We start from the raw sequence: 18,514 nt of genomic DNA, 5'->3' as shown, positions 1-18,514 counted from the left end.
GCCAGATACCCTGATGAACGTGACGTGCCGCCGGGGGTTGCGCCCTGAACCGCCCTGCCTTTTTCTGTGCCACAATCCAGTAATGACGGTCATGGGGCGGCAGGTTACGGTGTAACGGGCCATTTATATTTGCCCGATACGGAACCTGTACGATGCGGCCCACGTTCACCGGCCGGCACCCCGGTTACGGGCACGGGCCATGGCATCTGCGTCCCACGTCCTGTGCCGACCTGCATCCGTGCTGATGGACAACAGGCCGACAGGCAAGGCAGGAGCATACGGGCATGGAGGAGCAAACCGTCACCACCCGCTCCCCGCCGCGCACGCCCGCCCCGGCATGGACCCCGTTCATCCAGTCTGTCCATCCTGCCACCCTGGCTTGGCCGCAGCGGTGGGAGGCGGTGCTGTCCCGCTGCGCCGATGCAGGCTTTACCGAAATACTGGTCGCCCCGCTTTTTGCCAGTGGGGCTGATCCCTTCCTTGTCTCGTCGCATCATGAGGCCGGGTCCATGCCGGCATGGACCGCGCCGCTGCCCGACAGCCTGGGCGCGCTGGCCCAGCTGGGGCGCCGCCATGGGCTGGCCATCCTGCTGGACCTGCCGCTGGACCGTATTGCCCGTGATGGCGCACTGGCGCGCCACAGGCCGCAATGGTGCCTGCCCGACGGGGCGGATGCCCGTGCCGCCCGGCTGGACTACGGCGCCCATGAAGCCGAAATCGTGGCCTACTGGCAGGAAATCACCGCCATGCTGCTGCATGCGGGCATTGCGGGCTTCCGCTGTGATGCCCCCCAGCGCCTGCCGGTGGCCACGCTGGCGCGCATCATTGCCGCAACCCGGCAGGTCCGGCCCGGCTGCCGGTGGATTGGCTGGACGGTGGGGCTGGACCATGCCGGCACGCTGGCCATTGCCGCAACCGGGGTGGACATGGTCGCGTCCTCCGTTGCGTGGTGGGACCGGACTGCCCCCTGGCTGGGCGCGGAACGCCACGGCCTGCCGCCCCATACCGGCCTGCTGGCCTGCCCCGTGCCACTGGCGGCCAGCGCGGCGGTGGGGAATGGAACCCCGCCCGGCATGGCGCTGCGGCTGGCTGCGGCAATAGGGGACGGAGTGCTGGTGCCTGCAGGCTTTGGCGACCCGCCTGATGCGCCGGGGCAGGCCGATGGGCCGTTGCCCCCGTATCGCCCTGCCCTGCACGCCGCCCTGCGCCATGCCGGGCGGATGGTCCACGCCGACGCTCTGCCCGTTCCCACCAACCGGGACATGCCGGTCATGACCGTGGACGGGCTGACGGTCATGACCCGACAGGGCGACACCCGCCGGGGGGAACCCGCGCCGCTGCGCCTTGTGCTGGTCAATCCCTCCACCATCCGGCCCGCGCAGGCCCGGCTTGCGCCGCTGCTGGCGGAACGGGACAGCAGTTTTGCCTTTTGTCACGCCATTGACGGTGAACCTGACTTTGCGCCATCCCCCACGGGGGAGGTCACGCTGGCGCCGGGCGCGGTACGCGTGCTGCAGGTTCGCCCGCAACCCGCCCTGCGCCGCCCCGTAGCCCCCGCCACCCCGGACCTGCGTACCCTGCCGCGCATTGTCATTGAAGCCGTGGCCCCCAGCGTTGACGCCGGGCGTTTCCCCGCCAGGGCGGTGACTGGCGACAGCGTGGCGGTGGAGGCCGATATCTTCATGGACGGACACGACCTGCTGCGTGCCCGCGTGCTGTGGCGGCCCGAAGGGGACGCCACATGGCGCCATGCCGCCATGCAGCCCATCGGCAACAGCCGCTGGCGGGGTTACATCGCGCCGGACCGGGTCGGGCCATGGATATTCACGATCGAGGCATGGCGGGACGATTTTGGCACCTATGCGCGCGACCTCGCCCGCAGGCACGCGGCGGGCGTGATGGACACCGCCGACATTGCCGATGGCCGCGCGCTGCTGGAACACACCATGCACGCGGCACCCGCGCCCGTGGCGCGGGAACTGGCCCCCATGATGGACCACCTGGCCACGCTGGACCATGACAGGGCGGCCGAACTGCTGCTTGCCCCCACCACCGCCACCATGGTGGAACAGGCGGACCAGCGGCCATTCCATGCCACGCTGGCCGCCCCGCTGCGCATATGGGTGGACCGCGGGGCGGCGCGCTTTGGCAACTGGTATGAACTCTTTCCCCGTTCGCTTGGCACAACACCCGGCGCGCATGGCACGCTGCGCGACGTGATCGGGCGCCTGCCCGCCATCCGCGCCATGGGGTTCGGGGTGCTGTACCTGCCCCCCATCCACCCCATCGGCCATGTCAACCGCAAGGGGGCGAACAACGCGCGGCAGGCGCGCGCGGGTGATCCGGGCAGCCCCTATGCCATAGGCAGCAGCGCCGGCGGCCATGACGCCATTCATCCCGAACTGGGCACGATGGCGGATTTCGATGCGCTGGTTGCCGCCGTGCGGGGGCATGGCATGGAACTGGCGCTGGATTTTGCCATCCAGTGCGCGCCCGATCACCCGTGGCTGGCGGCCCACCCCGAATGGTTTGCCCACCGGGCCGATGGCACGCTCCATTACGCGGAAAACCCGCCCAAGAAATACGAGGACATTGTCAATGTGGATTTCTATGCCCCCACCGCCATCCCGCCATTGTGGCAGGCGCTGCTGGACATCGTGCTGTTCTGGGTGGACCGGGGCGTGCGGATTTTCCGCGTCGACAACCCGCATACCAAGCCACTGCCGTTCTGGGAATGGCTGATCGGGCAGGTACAGGCCCCCCATCCCGACGTGCTGTTCCTGGCCGAGGCCTTTACCGCGCCCAAAATGATGTACCGGCTGGCCAAGGCCGGTTTTACGCAGTCCTACACCTATTTTACATGGCGCACGACCAAGGCCGAACTGATCGCCTACATGACCGAGCTGACCACGCCGCCGGTCAGTGATTTCTTCCGCCCGCATTTCTTTGTCAACACGCCCGACATCAACCCCCTTTTCGTGCAGGAATCCGGTCGCGCCGGTCACCTGATCCGCGCGGCACTTGCCTGCACGCTGTCGGGACTGTGGGGGCTGTACGCGGGGTTCGAACTGTGTGACGCCACCGCCCTGCCGGGGCGCGAGGAGTATCTTGATTCGGAAAAATACCAGATCCGCCAGCGTGACTGGGCGGCGCCGGGCAACATCATCGCCGAGATCACGGCGCTGAACGCACTGCGCCTGCGCCACCGCGCGCTCCAGAGCCATATGGGCCTGCGGTTCTACACCATCTTCAATGACCGGATCGTGTATTTCGGCAAGATGGCGCCCGGCCAGTCCGACATGATCCTGGTTGCCATAAGCCTGGACCCGGAGGCCGCACAGGAAGCGGATTTTGAAATTCCCCTGTGGGAATGGAAACTTTCCGATAATGCCTCCCTTCTCTCCCATGATCTGCTGGACGGGCGGCATGCCGTGTGGACCGGCAGGATACAGCATGTGCGCCTTGACCCCCGCGACAGGCCCCATGCGATCTGGCAGGTCAGCCCGGCAGGAGGGACAGCCCCATGAAACGCGCCGCCAGCCAGCTGTCCGATGACCCGCTGTGGTACAAGGACGCGGTGATCTACCAGGTCCATATCAAGTCCTTTTTTGATTCGGATAATGATGGCATCGGCGATTTCCGTGGCCTGACATCCCGGCTGGACTATATTGCCGAACTGGGGGTCAACACGGTGTGGCTGCTGCCCTTCTATCCTTCCCCCCGGCGCGATGACGGCTATGACATATCGGCCTACCGCGCGGTCCACCCCGATTACGGCACACTGGCCGATGTACGCCACTTCGTGCAGGCGGCGCATGCGCGCAACATCCGCGTCATTACCGAACTGGTCATCAACCATACATCGGACCAGCATCCGTGGTTCCAGCGCGCCCGGCAGGCCAGGCCGGGATCGGTCGCGCGCAATTTCTATGTCTGGTCGGATACACCGGACCGCTACGCGGACACGCGGGTGATCTTCTGCGATACCGAGACCGCGAACTGGACCTACGACCCCGTGGCGGGCGCGTTTTTCTGGCACCGCTTCTATGCCCACCAGCCCGACCTGAACTTTGACAGCCCGCATGTGCTGACCGCCATACTGGGGGTCATGTCGTTCTGGCTGGAACTGGGCATTGACGGCCTGCGGCTGGATGCCATTCCCTATCTGGTGGAACGCGAGGGCACGTCGAACGAAAACCTGCCCGAGACACACGCCATCCTGCGCCGCCTGCGCACGGCGCTTGATGCGCGCTTCAGGAACCGCATGCTGCTGGCCGAAGCCAACCAGTGGCCGGAGGATACCAGCGAGTATTTCGGCAATGGCGATGAATGCCACATGGCCTTCCACTTCCCGCTCATGCCGCGCATGTACCTGGCCATGGCGCGCGAGGACCGCTTCCCCATAACCGACATCATGCGCCAGACACCGGACATACCGCCCGGCTGCCAGTGGGCCGTCTTCCTGCGCAACCACGATGAACTGACGCTGGAAATGGTAACCGACAGCGAGCGCGACGACATGTGGAACACCTATGCCGCCGACCGGCGCGCGCGCCTCAACCTTGGCATCCGGCGCAGGCTTTCCCCCCTGCTGGAGCGTGACCGCAGGCGGATCGAACTGCTCAACAGCCTGCTTCTGTCCATGCCCGGCACGCCGGTGCTGTATTATGGCGATGAAATCGGGATGGGGGACAACATCCAGCTGGGCGACCGCGATGGCGTGCGCACGCCCATGCAGTGGTCGCCTGACCGCAATGGCGGGTTTTCCCGCGCCGACCCCGAACGCCTGGTGCTGCCGGTCATCATGGACCCGCTTTATGGTTACGCGGCGGTCAATGCCGAAACCCAGCGCCGCGATCCATATTCGCTGCTGAACTGGATGCGGCGCATGCTGGCGGTGCGTGCGCGCACGCAGGCCTTCGGGCGGGGTGTGCTGACCTTCCTGTCACCGGGCAACCGCAAGATCCTGGCCTATCTGCGCGCATACGCGGACGAGACGATCCTGTGTGTCGCAAACCTTGCGCGTTCGGCGCAGGCGGTGGAACTGGACCTGTCGCCCTTCGCGGGCCGGGTGCCGGTGGAAATGATTGCCCAGAGCGTGTTTCCCCCCATCGGCCAGCTACCCTACCTGCTGACCCTGCCGCCCTATGGCTTCATATGGTTCCGCCTGTGCGCGCTGACCGACAGCCCCACATGGCATGTGCCCGCCCCCGAACCCCTGCCCGAACTGCGCACGCTGGTGCTGCGCCACGGCATGGGCGATGTGTTCACGCCTGCCGCCCGCCAGGTGCTGGAAAAGGAGATCCTGCCCGCCTACCTGCCCGTGCGGCGATGGGCCGCCGCGCGCGGGCAGCCGGTCTCGGCCGTGCATGTCGGCATGGTCGTGCCGCTGGGCGCGCAACTGGTCCTGACCCGGATCAGCGCGATGGTGGGCACGCAGGAAGCCAGCTATTTCCTGCCGCTGGACATTGCGTGGGAAAGCGGGAGCCTGCCCGCCCTGCCCCAGCAGCTGGCGCTGTGCCGCGTGCGCCGGGGCCGCAGGGTGGGCTACCTGACCGACGGGTTTACCCTGCCCGCGCTTGCCACCGAATTCATGGCGGCGTTCGCCCGCACGGCCCGCCTGCAGGCGGAGGATGGTGAAATCGTCTTTAACGCCACCCCCGCCCTCCATGACCTGTCCCTCCCGCCCGATGCCCCCATTCACTGGCTCAGTGCCGAGCAGAGCAACAGTTCACTGGTCATAGCCGACAGGGTGGTACTCAAGCTGCTGCGCCACCTGCACCCCGGCATCCACCCCGAGGCGGAGATGACCGCTTTCCTGACCCGCCATGGCGCAACAGGCATCGCGCCCTATCTGGGTGACGTCACCCATATCGACGCCACGGGCACGCCACATGTGCTGGCCATTGCGGAAGGGTTCATGCCCAATCAGGGCGATGGCTGGAGCTGGAGCGTGAACTACCTGCGCGCCACCGCCACCGATCTGGCGCTGAGCGGTGATGAAGCGGCGGAGGACCGGGCCGATCACATCGCCTTCTTCCACCGCCTTGGCCTCCGGCTGGGCGGGATGCATGCGCTGCTGGCCCGGCCGGTGGCGGATGCGGCCTTTGCCCCGCAGGCCGCGACACCCGCCATCGTGCAGGGCTGGGTTGCGGATATCCGCGCGGGCATCACGGCGGCGCTGGACAGTCTTGAACACCGGCCCGATCCGCCCCAGCCGGACATGCGGGCGCTGGCAACACGGCTGTGCGCCGAACGCGCCCGGCTGCTTGAGCGGGTGGAGGAACTGGCGCGCGGCGCGGTGGGCACGCTCATGACCCGTATCCATGGGGATTTCCATCTGGGCCAGGTCCTGGTGGTGGAAAATGACGTGGTCATCATAGATTTCGAGGGCCAGCCCATGGTGCCGCTGGCCGAACGCCGCGCCAGACACAGCCCGCTGCGCGATGTGGCGGGGCTGCTGCGCTCGATCGCCTATGCGGTCGAGACCGCACGGCTGGACGGGGGCGAGACCGGCAGCCACCCCGGCGCGGAACAGTCGGCCGCGCGTTCCAGCGCCTATGTCACCGCCTTTGGCGAGGAAGCGGGCCGGATATTCCTTGAAGGGTGGAAAAGCGGCATGGGGGATGCCGTGGCCGCGATCGGCACCACGCCGGTACTGGCCGACCTCCTTCAGCTTTTCCTGCTGGAAAAGGCGGCCTACGAAATCCGCTACGAAGCCGCGAACCGCCCCGGCTGGCTGGCCACCCCCATGGCGGGCCTGGCGGCGCTTGCGGGGCTCCCCCCCCTTTCACCAGAGGAGACGAAGGGGCAGGCCCCGGCCTGACCCGCCCGGCCACCATGCGCGCGGGCGTCAGGCCGGTCCGGCGCGACGCTCCGTCAGGCGGGAAGCGGTTCGCCAACCGATGCCGTATCGGGCAGCAGGTCAAACAGCAGGAAGGAACGGTCCACCATGGAATAGGTGGCGCCGGGCCTGAAATGCCGGGTGCCGGCCGGGATGCTCGTATCCTCCTCCATGCTGGTATCGACCAGCAGCCGCCAGTGCTGGTCGGATACCGAAGGCAGGGTCAGGGCAACCGTCTCGGGCCGCGCATTGAACACCATAAGCAGCGTGGCATCCGCCCCCCGGCGGCGGATACCGGTGGGCTGCGCACGCCCGTCCAGCACCAGCCCCACGCATTGCGCGCCTTCCCAGTCCGGTGGGGTCATTTCCGCGCCATCGGGGCGGGTCCAGGTCAGTTCCTTTATATCCAGTTCCGCATTATACGCTTCGGTCAGGAAGCGCGCGCGCCGCAGGATCGGCAGGCGCCGGCGCAGTTCGGTCAGGCGCGTGACAAACCGGACGAGGGCCTGCCCGGGCGCGCCGAAATCCCAGTTGACCCACGAGATTTCGTTATCCTGGCAGTAGGCGTTGTTGTTACCGCCCTGCGTGCGGCCGAACTCGTCACCCGCCAGCAGCATGGGCGTGCCCTGCGCCACAAGCAGGGTGGCCAGCATGTTGCGCATCTGCCGCCCGCGCAGCACCGTGCGCGCGGGGTCGTCGTCCGGTCCCTCCACGCCATAATTGCAGCTGTTGTTCAGTTCGGCGCCATCACGCCCTTCCTCGCCATTGGCGTCGTTGTGCTTGGTCCCGTAGGTGACGCAGTCATTGAGGGTGAAACCGTCATGCGCGGTCAGGAAATTGACACACGCCCACGGCTTGCGCCCCTGGTGGTCGAACTGGTCGGGGCTGGCCAGCAGCCGGGGGGCCAGGGCATCGGCCCCTTCGTGCCCGCGCCAGTAATTGCGCACCACATCACGGAAGCGGTCATTCCATTCCGCCCAGCCGGGCGGGAAGCCGCCAACCTGATACCCCCCCGGCCCACAGTCCCACGGTTCGGCAATCAGCTTCACGGTTTCCAGCGTCGGGTCCTGCGAACAGGCCTTGAGGAAGCCGGACTGGTTGTCAAACCCGTTGGGTTCACGCGCAAGAATGGTGCCAAGGTCGAAGCGGAACCCGTCGACATGCATCTCATCCGCCCAGTAGCGCAGGCTGTCGGTCACCATCTGTATGACGCGCGGGTGGGACAGGTTGACCGTATTGCCGGTGCCCGTATCATTCACGTAATAGCGCGGCTGGTCCTTTATCAGGCGGTAATAGGAAACGTTGTCTATGCCCCGGAACGACAGCGTCGGCCCGCATTCATTGCCTTCGGCCGTATGGTTGTAGACAACATCCAGAATCACCTCCAGCCCCGCCGCGTGGATGGCGGAGACCATCTCCTTGAACTCCCGCAAGGATTCCGCGCGGTCGGCCGCATAGCGCGGGTCGGGTGCGAAAAAGCCGATGGTATTGTAGCCCCAGTAGTTGCGCAGCCCCTTTTCCAGCAGGTGCTGGTCATCGACAAAGCTGTGCACGGGCAGCAGTTCAAGCGACGTGACGCCAAGGGCGTGGATGTAATCCAGGACCCCCCGCGTGGACAGCCCGGCATAGGTACCGCGCACGCCCTCCGGCACGCGGGGGTGCAGCCGGGTCAGACCCTTGACATGGGCTTCGTACAGCACCGTCTGGTCCCATGGCACCGGACTGCGGCCCGACTGGCCATGCCAGTCAAAACCGGGATCGATCACCACGCATTTGGGCATGAAACGCGCGCTGTCACGGGTGTCAAAGCTCAGATCCGCATCCCTGTGCCCGATCGTGTAGCCAAACAGCGCGGGGTTCCAGTGCAGGTCCCCCAGATGGGCGCGGGCATAGGGGTCCAGCAGCAGCTTGTTGGGATTGAAGCGGTGACCGGCATCGGGTTCATACGGCCCGTGCACACGGTAGCCGTAAAACTGGCCGGGGCCGATATCGGGCACCCAGCCATGAAAGATCTGGTCGGTATATTCCGGCAGGGTGATGCGCTCGATTTCCGTCATGCCGTCACGGTCGAACAGGCAGACTTCCACCTTGTGCGCATGGGCTGAAAAAAGGGAGAAATTGACCCCTTCCCCATCCCATGTCGCCCCGCGCGGATAGGGATGTCCTTCTCGAAGGCGGTCTTTGAGCATACGGGCCAAGGCATCATATCCCTTGTGTGATGGGTGCAGCCTTCATCCAACGCAACCGCATGGAGCGGGTTTGATGGTACGCCTGCCGCACCCAGGTTACGGTTCCCGGCCCCATGCAACCCATGCCCCGGCCGCCCGTTGCACGCGAACCCGGTAATGGAGAAAGACCATGCTCAGGATTGAGGGAAAAGATGCGCCCGGCGCCGCCATTCCCCCCACAACACCCGGCCCCGGCGCGCCCATGTACCAACCGCCCCCCTACGATCCCGATGCGGACGATCCCGATGCGGATGACCCGCTGGACCTGCCACCCGAACCCGTTCCGGGTTATGATGGGGATGATGACCCGGACGAACCGCTGGAACCCGATGAGGAAGACGAAGGCCCGGTGGCCGACTGACCGCGCCATGACGGATGATCCGTCTGAACCGGCCCGCTTCGTGCGCGCAGGACCCTGTAACGGACAGTCCGCGGATGGCCCGTCATGAACCCGGCCTAGTGCCGTTCCCGGCCCCTTTTGGCAGGCGCCGCGTGCCGGAAGCGGATTGCCTACCCCGCCGCCACGATCCGGCCCGCCTTCACCGCCTTGCGAAAGGTGGTCCAGTCGACCTTTGTCTGATCGGCATACAGCACGGAGAAACTGCCTATGGCATCGGAAAAGCCGTTTCCCTTTCCCACATAACCGCTGATCAGCGCACTGTCGCCCGAGCGGGCATGCGCGCGGGCCAGGGTGCGGCCATACAGATGCGCGTAATCAGGCAGTCCTTCCGCCGTGATGTCGGAGCCTATGGCGGCCAGACGTGCATCCTTCAGGCGGCGCACGTAAAACTGACGGCCCGCACCGGACAGGTCCGCCACGTCCCGCGCCATGTCGGGCGAACCGGCGCTATGGGTCCAGCCCAGGAATATGTCGCTCTGCGCCTGCATGATGCGTTGCCCCGTCACCACGCGCTGCCCCTGGTTGTGGAAGGGCGACGGCCCGGCAAATGGTGCAAGGACGGACTGCTGCGCTTCCTTGATCTGCAGGAGCAGCATGTCCCCATCCGCCGTGGCAAACAGGCCGATGGCGCAGAACGTGCCAACACTCCCGATGCCCACAACCTTGAATATGACATCACGCAGGGCATAGCGATCCAGCAGCACGGCCAGTTCAGCGGGCTGCGTGGCGAGGTAGCGGGCAAATGCCTGCCTGATCACCCCGTCATGCGCGGGCAGGCGCATGACCAGCGGCCGGTGCTCACGCAGCGCGGGCCTGCCTGATCCCGTATCGACAAGGCCGTAATGGCGCCGGGCGCTTTCCATGCGCTGCGCCAGCAGGGTGCGGGCCAGGGTGCGGGCACGCCTGTCCGCAAACCCCGCAATGGCGGCGGAAAGGTCGATCGGGTCCGCCCATACCGCCAGTGGCGACAGACGTGAAAGGCGCTTCATCTCCACGGCGTAGGCCCGCGCCATGGAAACCGCAAGTGCCCGGCTTCGCCCGTCGGACAGGCCATACTGCCGCCCGGCCAGGACCAGCGAGGTACCAAGGCGTTTTATATCCCACTCAAACGGGGCGGACAGTGTCTCGTCAAAGTCGTTGATATCGAAAACCGGCGTCCCCTCGGGCGAGGCATAGCTGCCGAAATTGGCCAGATGGCAGTCGCCACAACTCTGAACGCGCGGGCCGGCGGCCGGTGTATGGGCCAGGTCCGCCGCCATGACCGCCGCCGCCCCGCGCAGGAACGCAAAGGGAGAGGCCAGCATGCGTGCGTAGCGGACCGGCAGCAGGTCCTGTATGCGCTGCTGGCCCTGCGCAACAAGCACGCCCACCGGGTCCGCCCGCCCGGGCGGCGCCTGCCATGCACCATGGCACGCGCGCGCCGTGTGCCCGCGCAGGGCCATGCCCTGCGCGTGACGCGCCCTGCGGCCCTGGCCCGCTGCCTGCGGCCTAAGTGTCTGACCGAAAATGAGTTGAGTGATTTCAGTGGATTATGATTCATGGGTTTGCGATAACCTGATGAGATCAAGATGGCCTGGACTGAAATCACCCGCGCGCAGTATCGCCGGGACGACCTGGAGTATGCAAGCGACCTTCGCGATGCGGAGTGGGCGCTGATTGCGCCTTTGATGCCCGAGAAGAAACGACTGGGGAGACCACGACGTACGGATTTGCGCCGGGTCATGGAGGCGATCCTCTATATCGTCACTACGGGTTGCCAGTGGCGACAATTGCCTCGTAACTTTCCCGCTTTCACGACCGTGCAGGGCTATTTCTACCGTTGGATCCGCGAGGGACGATGGGAAGCGATAAACCATATTCTCGTGATCCTGTCGCGTGAGCAGGACGGGCGAGACGCCACGCCTTCGGTAGGCATTATTGACAGCCAGTCGGTTAAAACTGCTGAAAACGGCGGTCCACGCGGTTATGACGCGGGCAAGAAGATCAGGGGCCGCAAGCGGCATATCACGACCGATACGCTGGGTCATGTCGTGGCAGCCGTCGTGCATCCCGCCGACATTCAGGATCGTGATGGCGCGCCGCTGGTAGCGACCAGAATACGCTCATTGTTTCCCTGGCTTCGCCATCTGATCGGTGACGGCGGGTATGCCGGCGAGAAGTTGCGTGGTGCGCTGGCTGAACTCGGCCGATGGACGATCGAGATCGTCAAGCGTAGCGATCGGGCCGAAGGCTTCGTCGTCCTGCCCAAACGCTGGATCGTGGAGCGCAGCTTTGCATGGCTCGGACGCTGCCGTCGCCTCACGAAGGATGTCGAGGCAACAATCTCTTCATCCCACGCGTGGTTGATGATTGCCCATATCCGCAGAGTTCTGCGAAAAATCAATCAAACCGCTTTCTGATTCAGGCTCTAAGGAACGGAAGCGGGTTGGTCTGTGCGAGTTCCATGCGCCATGATAGCATTTTTGACATAATATGTCACCGCCATCCCCCATCCGGCTTCGACAGCGCTCTGGCATGCCCCCAGGCCGGGTGGGCCAGATTGCCACATCGTGAAGCAACGGCCATGCCCCCGGCGCGCTATGGCCGGATACGCCGCCATGCCAAGGACCGCTTCCATGCCCCATACCAGCGCCGATGTGGAAAAGACCGCCCGCGAACTTTTTGAAGAAGAACTGGGCCGCCCATGGCGGATCGGTTCCCCGGTGCGGGGTCCGTCATCTGATTCCCCGCTGCCGGCCGCCACGGAAGCCGAACAGGAAGCCTACCGCCAGAAAGCCCGGGAAAAACTGTCGGGACAGGCCGGACCATAACGCCGCCGCATCGCATCGGGACCTGCAGGCCCCAGCGGGTAATGACGGCATGACGACCGCCATCGGGGCCGCCATCGTGCATGGCGGCCCATAACCGCATGGTTACCCTATTCCCGTCCGTTCATGTATCCGCCACGGATGCCCTGCCCGGTGGGCTGCGCAGCCGTCACAGCCAGGCATCATGGGGCCGCCTGTTGCGGATACAGGCTTGCCATGCACTGAATCCATGTTGCCGCCCGGTGATGGATTTCTGTACCATGCCGCCCCATACCGTGTTTTCCAGTCCATGAAGCACGACCAGCAGCGCAGGAGCCGGGCCATGACGCCATCAACCCATACAGGACGGCCTGCCCCCCAGCCCCGCAATGCGGAAGCCACACGCCAGCGCATACTGAATGCTGCCCGGACGGAGTTTGCCGCCAACGGGCTGGACGGCGCGCGGGTGGATACCATCGCGCTGGCCGCGCGCGCCAACAAGCGCATGATCTACCATTACTTTGAAAACAAGGAGAACCTGTTCAGGGTCGTGCTGGAGCGGGCCTATCTGGATATCCGTACAAAGGCGGCGCGGCTGGATCTGGAGGCACGGCCACCACTGGATGCAATCAGGGAACTGGTGCGCTTTACCTGGAATTATTACATCAGCAACCCGGAGTTCATCACCCTCGTCAACACGGAAAACCTGTGCAATGCCCGGCATATCCGCACATCCCGCCTGCTCCGGCCCATAAGCCACCGCTTCATGCGCCGCGTCCAGGCCCTGCTGGACCGCGGCGCGCATGACGGCATGCTGCGCCCCGGGCTTGATGCGGTCCAGCTTGTCATGACCATTACCGCGATCTGCCATTATTATTTTACCAGCCGCCATACGGCGTCGGTCCTGTTCAGCCGCGACTTCTCCGCACCCGAAGCCCTGCGCGAACGGCTTGACTTCAATATGGAAACCATCATGTGCCTGGTCCGCCGCGACCGGGCGGACACCGCCGGCGATGGCCCGGCCCTGTCGGGCGGCTAGCTGCCGCAGTCAAGATTCCGGCGGATATCCTGCACGAAGCGTGAATACCGGACGCCCGTAAAAAACAGGTTCATGAGCAGCCGCGCGGGCCACCGGCAGGGGCGGCGGACCTGGATCAGCAGGACATAGCGGTCCTGGCCGGTATTGTTCCAGACTTCATGGTTGTAGGTGTCATCAAACAGCAGGGAATGGCCATCGGTCCACGGGCAGACATGCATGTGCGTGCCTTCCTCGATCTGGATCCAGCAGTTCTTCCGGTCATCGGGAACACGCAGGGCCAGATGGTAGGTCAGCATGCCCTTGGTCATGCCGCGATGGCGCGGAATGTGGCACCCGGCCTCCAGCACCGAGAAGCTGGCGGTGCACAGATCGGGGATACGGTCGATCAGCGCGGCCGTAAGTGGCACGCGGGCGCGGTTTTCCTGCCGTTTGTAGCCGTAGCCTTCCAGAAAGAAGGAACGCCACCGCCTGTCGGCTGCAATCCGCCCGTGATCAGGCGATATATCCCCCAGTGACGGAATGTCGTTCACGCCCACCCGCAGGGCTTCATCGCGGATTTCCCCCCAGTGCCGCTCCAGCATGCCGACCCAGGGCATGATGGCGGGATCGAATACGGCCTGATCGGGCAGAAGGGACTGGCGCATGATGAAGGCGTCCACCCTGTCGCGCAGCCCCTTTGTAAGGTGGTAAATGGTCTTTTTTTTCGCCATCTCATATTCCCTGATCTCGCAGCATCCCTAGAATATGTTACACATGGAAACAATAAGCCCGGCGGGCAATATTGGAAATTTCTTCCCTGCCAAGCCCGGAAGTAAAACCAGACATGCATGGAAAGCAACGCGACAGAAGCGCAGGCGCTGCGTGATTCTATTCACGTATTTTTGAGATATCTATTACACGGCACTGCATGACGCAGGGCCGGGGCGGCTGGACGGGCGCGTGGTTACATGCCCCGGGTCATACGGCCCGGGGTTCGGCCAGCAGGGCCGCGCGCATCATGGCCGCGTCACGCGCTGGGGGAATGCCGAAAAAGCGGCGGTAATCACGGCTGAACTGCGAAGGACTGTCATACCCCACGGCAAAACCCGCCCCGGCGGCGTCCTCGCCCCCGCTCATCATGCGCTTGCGGGCTTCGTGCAGGCGGATACGGGTTCGGTACTGGAGCGGACTCATCATCGTGACCGCACGGAAATGACGGTAGAAAGACGGCGTGCTCATGCCCGCCCGCCGCGCAAGGCTGTCCACATCAAAGGGCTGCGCGTAATGCTGGCGGATCCATGCCATGACCCGGCTGACCTGTGACAGATGGCTGCCGGACAGCGCGATCTGCCGCAGTTGTCCCCCCTGCTCGCCCTGCAGCAGGCGATAGAGGATCTCGCGCTTGACCAGCGGTGCCAGAACGGGAATGTCCTCCGGCCGGTCCAGCAGGTTGACCAGCCGCGACATGGGGCACAGCAGGTCATCCGTCAGCGCGCTGACCGCAAGCCCCGGCGGTGTGCGGGTATCGGCCACGACCGGTGGCGCGCCCAGCAGTAGGGCCGCGATCTCGGCGGGGTCCAGGTCAAGGCTGAGCGACAGGTAGGGCCTGTCCGTGCTGGCCTGCGTCACACAGCTGGTCACGGGCAGGTCAACGGTGGCGATCAGGTATTTGCGGGTGTTGTAGGTAAAGACCCGTTCTCCCAGCGTGACCTGCTTGCTGCCCTGCACGATCATGCACAGACGGGGCTGGTACAGGCATTCCATCGGCAGGGTCTGCCCCACGGAATGGAACAGGACCAGGCCCGGTACCGGCGTGTAAGTCTGTACGTCCAGCGCATGGCGCAGCATGGTCTGGCGCAGGTTGGTGATTGGCAGGGACATCATGCATTCTCCATCATCATGCTGGCAGGTCCGGCGCGCGCCGGACAGGGGCATGCGGTCACTATGATAGGATCGTGCAAGGATCAGATTGTATCCCTGTATGCAAGCCCCGCCCGGCGCGGCATGATGCGCCGGTCCTGACTGGCCCGTCCGCGCACGGGCCAGGCACGCATGAAACGCGAGGAATGCCGATGAAATACAATCCGTTGGGCCAGACCGGCCTGCTGGTATCCGAACTGTGCCTTGGCACGATGACCTTTGGCGGCGGTGACGGCATGTGGAAGGAAATCGGCAACCTGCGGCAGGAGCAGGCGGACGTGCTTGTCCGCACGGCACTTGATGCGGGGGTCAACTTCATCGATACGGCCAATGTCTATGCAGATGGCCTGTCGGAACAGATGACCGGCCAGGCACTGCGCAACCTTGGCATCGCGCGCGATGATGTGGTGATCGCGACCAAGGTGCTTGGCCCCATGGGCAAGGGCCCCAATGCGTGCGGGGCCTCGCGCGCCCATATCCTGGCGCAGGCGCGCGCCAGCCTGAAGCGCCTGCAGCTTGACCATATCGACCTGTACCAGATCCATGGCGTGGACCCCCTCACCCCGATCGAGGAAACCATGGAAGCGCTGGATACGCTCGTGCGCTGTGGTGATGTGCGCTATGTTGGCGTCTCAAACTGGGCGGCGTGGCAGATTGCCAAGGCGCTGGGCATAGCCGAGCGTAAAAACCTGGCCCCGCTGCGCTCGCTGCAGGCGTACTACACCCTTGCCGGGCGCGACCTGGAGCGTGAACTGGCCCCCATGCTGCTGTCGGAACAGGTCGGGCTTATGGTCTGGAGCCCGCTGGCCGGTGGCCTGCTGTCGGGCAAGTACCACCGTGACGGCACATCCATTTCGGGTGACGGGCGGCGGGCCGATTTCGATTTCCCGCCCGTCAACCGCGACCGGGCGTTTGACGTGATCGATGCCATGCGGCCCATTGCCACGGCGCATGGGTGCAGCGTGGCGCAGATCGCACTGGCATGGCTTTTGCACCAGAAGGTGGTCACAAGCGTGATTGTCGGCGCCCGCCGGCCCGAACAGCTGGTTGATAACCTGGGCGCGCGCACGATCACGTTATCAGCAGCCGAACTGGACCGGCTTGACCGGGTCAGCGCCCTGCCCCCCGAATACCCGGGCTGGATGATTGAACGCCAGGGCGCCTACCGCCTGGGCGCCATGGCGGGCGAAAAACCTCAATCCGCCTGAACCGCAACCAATAAGGATCCGAAGAATGTTCTCATGTGTTGGCTATGCCGCGACCGCGGCGGATGCATCGCTCCGGCCTTTCGCCTTTGACCGGCGCGATACCGGGCCGGATGACGTGCGCATCGACATCCTGTACTGCGGCGTCTGCCATTCCGACCTGCATCAGGCCCGCAATGAATGGCACAATACGATCTACCCCTGCGTTCCGGGCCATGAAATCGTGGGCCGGGTAGCGGAAACGGGGACGTCCGTCACCCGGTTCAAGGTGGGTGACATGGTGGGCGTAGGCTGCATGGTTGATTCATGCCGCGAATGCGCCAGCTGCCGCGACGGGCTGGAGCAGTATTGTGAAGTCGGTTTTGTCGGCACCTATAATGGTGAGGACCGGCAGGGCCGCGGCGTCACCTTTGGCGGGTATTCGCGCGCCGTGGTGGTTGACCAGTCCTTCGTGCTGCGCGTGCCCGACACGCTGGACCCGGCGGCGGCCAGCCCGCTGCTGTGCGCGGGCATTACCACATGGTCGCCGCTGCGCCACTGGAAGGTCGGCCCCGGCCAGCGCGTCGGCATCGTGGGCCTTGGCGGGCTGGGCCATATGGGGGTGAAGTTCGCGCGTGCGCTGGGTGCTGAAGTCGTGCTGTTCACCACATCGCCCGGCAAGGTGGCCGATGGCCTGCGGCTGGGCGCGCATGAGGTCGTGCTGTCAAAGGACGCCGATGCCATGGCCAAGGAACGGGGGCGCTTTGACTTCATTCTCGATGCCGTGGCGGCGGACCACGACATCAACGCCTATCTGGAACTGCTCAAGCGCGATGGCACGATGGTACAGGTCGGCGCGCCGGAGCAGCCGCTGCCGGTTTCCGTGTTCAGCCTGCTCATGAAGCGCCGCCGCTTTGCCGGGTCGCTGATCGGTGGCATCCCCGAAACCCAGGAAATGCTGGATTTCTGTGGCAAGCACAACATCACGGCCGATATCGAGATGATCCGCATGGACGAGATCGAAACCGCCTATACGCGCATGCTGCGTTCGGATGTGAAATACCGCTTCGTGATCGACATGGCCACCATGCCCCAAACCGCATGAGGCCGCAGGCAGGAAAATAAAACGCCAGACACCTGTTCCCGCCGCCTGTCCCGCACGTTCAGGCCATGGCAGGCGGAAACAGGCGGGGAGACGTGCCATGAAGATCGGGTTTGTGGGGCTGGGTGCCATGGGGCACCCCATGGCACGGCGCCTGCTGGAAGCCGGGCATGCGCTGTGCGTCTACAACCGCACGGCCGGCAGGGCGGATGACCTGCTGGCCATGGGCGCAGTGCTGGCCCCCACCCCGGCGGCGGCGGCACGGGATGCCGCAATCGTTTTTTCCATGCTGTCCGATGATGCCGCGACGCAGGCCCTGACCTTTGGCCCCGATGGCATTGCCAGCACGCTGGGGGCCGATGGCATGCATGCCTGCTGCGCCACCGTGTCGCTGGAACAGGCCCGCAGACTGCGCGACGGCCATGCGGCCCGTGGCCAGTCCTATGTCAGCGCCAATGTCCTGGGGCGCCCACCGGCTGCGGCCAGCGGGGCGCTATCCGTCATAATGGGCGGGGAAGCGGGGCTTGTCGACCGGCTGGAGCCGGTGGTGACCGCCTTTGCCTGCCGGATGTTCCGCGTGGGGCACGATCCGGTGCAGGCCAATCTGGTCAAGCTCTCGCTCAATTTCATGATCATGTCCACGATCGAACAGATGGCCGAGGTGTTTGCCCTGAACGAAAAGGCGGGCAATGACCCCCGTGCCCTGTTCGATATCATGACCGGCAGCTTCTTCAATGCGCCGGTGCACCGCAATTATGGCCAGCTGATGGTTGACGGGGCCTATGACCCGCCGGGCGCCCCCGTAACCCTTGGGCTGAAGGATACCGAGATGTTCCTGGCGGCGGGGCATGACTACCATGTTCCCCTGCCCTATGCCGCTATTGCGCGGGACCGTTTCCTGTCAGCCATGGCGGCGGGAGATGGCGAACGCGACTTTGTCATTCTGCAGGAATGCGTGCGGCGCGATGCCGGGCTGGGTCCGCGCCGCGACCAGACGGACGGCGGGGACGGATAGATACGGGGGGCGTGCGC

The 18,514-nt window shown here is 65.1% G+C and carries 13 protein-coding genes; 9 read left to right on the top strand and 4 right to left on the bottom strand.

Annotated features, from left to right (window positions below; translation table 11 throughout):
• Positions 1 to 284 precede the first annotated feature (284 nt).
• The gene (locus GWK63_RS06915) at positions 285 to 3,527 is read left to right on the top strand and encodes a maltotransferase domain-containing protein (RefSeq protein WP_007398307.1); all 3,243 of its coding nucleotides are present in this window, start codon (positions 285 to 287) and stop codon (positions 3,525 to 3,527) included.
• Positions 3,524 to 6,826, top strand: a complete 3,303-nt coding sequence (gene treS, locus GWK63_RS06910; protein WP_007398306.1) for a maltose alpha-D-glucosyltransferase — start codon at positions 3,524 to 3,526, stop codon at positions 6,824 to 6,826. Before GWK63_RS06915 ends, treS begins: the two co-directional genes overlap by 4 nt.
• 53 nt (positions 6,827 to 6,879) lie before the next feature.
• On the opposite strand, the gene glgX is transcribed toward treS, so the two are convergent.
• Positions 6,880 to 9,033, bottom strand: coding sequence for a glycogen debranching protein GlgX (gene glgX / locus GWK63_RS06905; RefSeq protein WP_007398305.1), 2,154 nt, complete (start codon positions 9,031 to 9,033; stop codon positions 6,880 to 6,882).
• A 169-nt stretch (positions 9,034 to 9,202) separates the two neighbouring features.
• Here glgX and GWK63_RS06900 point away from each other — a divergent pair, with 169 nt between their 5' ends.
• Positions 9,203 to 9,433 (top strand): hypothetical protein, encoded by a 231-nt coding sequence (locus tag GWK63_RS06900; protein WP_007398304.1) that lies wholly within the window; start codon positions 9,203 to 9,205, stop codon positions 9,431 to 9,433.
• Positions 9,434 to 9,582: 149 nt separating this feature from the next.
• Here GWK63_RS06900 and GWK63_RS06895 read toward each other — a convergent pair whose 3' ends face one another.
• Entirely contained in the window at positions 9,583 to 10,914 is a 1,332-nt protein-coding gene (locus tag GWK63_RS06895) for a DUF2252 domain-containing protein (protein ID WP_083824426.1), read from the bottom strand.
• Positions 10,915 to 11,040: 126 nt separating this feature from the next.
• Here GWK63_RS06895 and GWK63_RS06890 point away from each other — a divergent pair, with 126 nt between their 5' ends.
• The 3 genes from GWK63_RS06890 to GWK63_RS06880 all read left to right on the top strand — a co-directional run bounded on the left by GWK63_RS06890 (position 11,041) and on the right by GWK63_RS06880 (position 13,297).
• Positions 11,041 to 11,871 carry an IS5-like element IS1032 family transposase gene (locus GWK63_RS06890; RefSeq protein ID WP_039998273.1) on the top strand — a complete coding sequence of 277 codons (831 nt, stop codon included), beginning with the start codon at positions 11,041 to 11,043 and terminating at the stop codon, positions 11,869 to 11,871.
• A gap of 216 nt (positions 11,872 to 12,087) precedes the next feature.
• The gene (locus GWK63_RS06885) at positions 12,088 to 12,282 is read left to right on the top strand and encodes a hypothetical protein (protein WP_034927778.1); all 195 of its coding nucleotides are present in this window, start codon (positions 12,088 to 12,090) and stop codon (positions 12,280 to 12,282) included.
• Positions 12,283 to 12,601: 319 nt separating this feature from the next.
• The gene (locus GWK63_RS06880) at positions 12,602 to 13,297 is read left to right on the top strand and encodes a TetR/AcrR family transcriptional regulator (protein ID WP_050800636.1); all 696 of its coding nucleotides are present in this window, start codon (positions 12,602 to 12,604) and stop codon (positions 13,295 to 13,297) included.
• Here GWK63_RS06880 and GWK63_RS06875 read toward each other — a convergent pair.
• Together GWK63_RS06875 and GWK63_RS06870 are read right to left on the bottom strand one after the other, a co-directional pair.
• A complete protein-coding gene (locus GWK63_RS06875; RefSeq protein WP_007398299.1) occupies positions 13,294 to 14,007 on the bottom strand; it encodes an aspartyl/asparaginyl beta-hydroxylase domain-containing protein in 714 nt (237 codons plus the stop codon). The two genes, GWK63_RS06880 and GWK63_RS06875, sit on opposite strands and share 4 nt — an antisense overlap.
• Before the next feature lie 247 nt (positions 14,008 to 14,254).
• A complete protein-coding gene (locus tag GWK63_RS06870; protein WP_223846669.1) occupies positions 14,255 to 15,160 on the bottom strand; it encodes an AraC family transcriptional regulator in 906 nt (301 codons plus the stop codon).
• 188 nt (positions 15,161 to 15,348) lie between these two features.
• Here GWK63_RS06870 and GWK63_RS06865 point away from each other — a divergent pair, with 188 nt between their 5' ends.
• From GWK63_RS06865 to GWK63_RS06855, 3 genes are all read left to right on the top strand, one after another.
• Entirely contained in the window at positions 15,349 to 16,404 is a 1,056-nt protein-coding gene (locus tag GWK63_RS06865) for an aldo/keto reductase (protein WP_007398296.1), read from the top strand.
• Positions 16,405 to 16,429: 25 nt separating this feature from the next.
• A complete protein-coding gene (locus GWK63_RS06860; protein ID WP_007398295.1) occupies positions 16,430 to 17,485 on the top strand; it encodes an NAD(P)-dependent alcohol dehydrogenase in 1,056 nt (351 codons plus the stop codon).
• Between the two features lie 97 nt (positions 17,486 to 17,582).
• Positions 17,583 to 18,497 carry an NAD(P)-dependent oxidoreductase gene (locus GWK63_RS06855; protein ID WP_039998766.1) on the top strand — a complete coding sequence of 305 codons (915 nt, stop codon included), beginning with the start codon at positions 17,583 to 17,585 and terminating at the stop codon, positions 18,495 to 18,497.
• Positions 18,498 to 18,514: the final 17 nt, after the last annotated feature.

The organism is Komagataeibacter rhaeticus, from assembly GCF_011611525.1.
In the GTDB taxonomy this organism is placed as follows: domain Bacteria; phylum Pseudomonadota; class Alphaproteobacteria; order Acetobacterales; family Acetobacteraceae; genus Komagataeibacter; species Komagataeibacter rhaeticus.
This window is presented reverse-complemented; position numbering and strand designations above follow the sequence as displayed.

Excerpts from the sequence above, each read along its gene's own strand:
- GWK63_RS06915 (WP_007398307.1), top strand. The coding sequence starts at position 285 with ATGGAGGAGCAAACCGTCACCACCCGCTCCCCGCCGCGCACGCCCGCC.
- treS (WP_007398306.1), top strand. The coding sequence starts at position 3,524 with ATGAAACGCGCCGCCAGCCAGCTGTCCGATGACCCGCTGTGGTACAAG.
- glgX (WP_007398305.1), bottom strand. The coding sequence starts at position 9,033 with ATGCTCAAAGACCGCCTTCGAGAAGGACATCCCTATCCGCGCGGGGCG.
- GWK63_RS06900 (WP_007398304.1), top strand. The coding sequence starts at position 9,203 with ATGCTCAGGATTGAGGGAAAAGATGCGCCCGGCGCCGCCATTCCCCCC.
- GWK63_RS06895 (WP_083824426.1), bottom strand. The coding sequence starts at position 10,914 with ATGGCCCTGCGCGGGCACACGGCGCGCGCGTGCCATGGTGCATGGCAG.
- GWK63_RS06890 (WP_039998273.1), top strand. The coding sequence starts at position 11,041 with ATGGCCTGGACTGAAATCACCCGCGCGCAGTATCGCCGGGACGACCTG.
- GWK63_RS06885 (WP_034927778.1), top strand. The coding sequence starts at position 12,088 with ATGCCCCATACCAGCGCCGATGTGGAAAAGACCGCCCGCGAACTTTTT.
- GWK63_RS06880 (WP_050800636.1), top strand. The coding sequence starts at position 12,602 with ATGACGCCATCAACCCATACAGGACGGCCTGCCCCCCAGCCCCGCAAT.
- GWK63_RS06875 (WP_007398299.1), bottom strand. The coding sequence starts at position 14,007 with ATGGCGAAAAAAAAGACCATTTACCACCTTACAAAGGGGCTGCGCGAC.
- GWK63_RS06870 (WP_223846669.1), bottom strand. The coding sequence starts at position 15,160 with ATGATGTCCCTGCCAATCACCAACCTGCGCCAGACCATGCTGCGCCAT.
- GWK63_RS06865 (WP_007398296.1), top strand. The coding sequence starts at position 15,349 with ATGAAATACAATCCGTTGGGCCAGACCGGCCTGCTGGTATCCGAACTG.
- GWK63_RS06860 (WP_007398295.1), top strand. The coding sequence starts at position 16,430 with ATGTTCTCATGTGTTGGCTATGCCGCGACCGCGGCGGATGCATCGCTC.
- GWK63_RS06855 (WP_039998766.1), top strand. The coding sequence starts at position 17,583 with ATGAAGATCGGGTTTGTGGGGCTGGGTGCCATGGGGCACCCCATGGCA.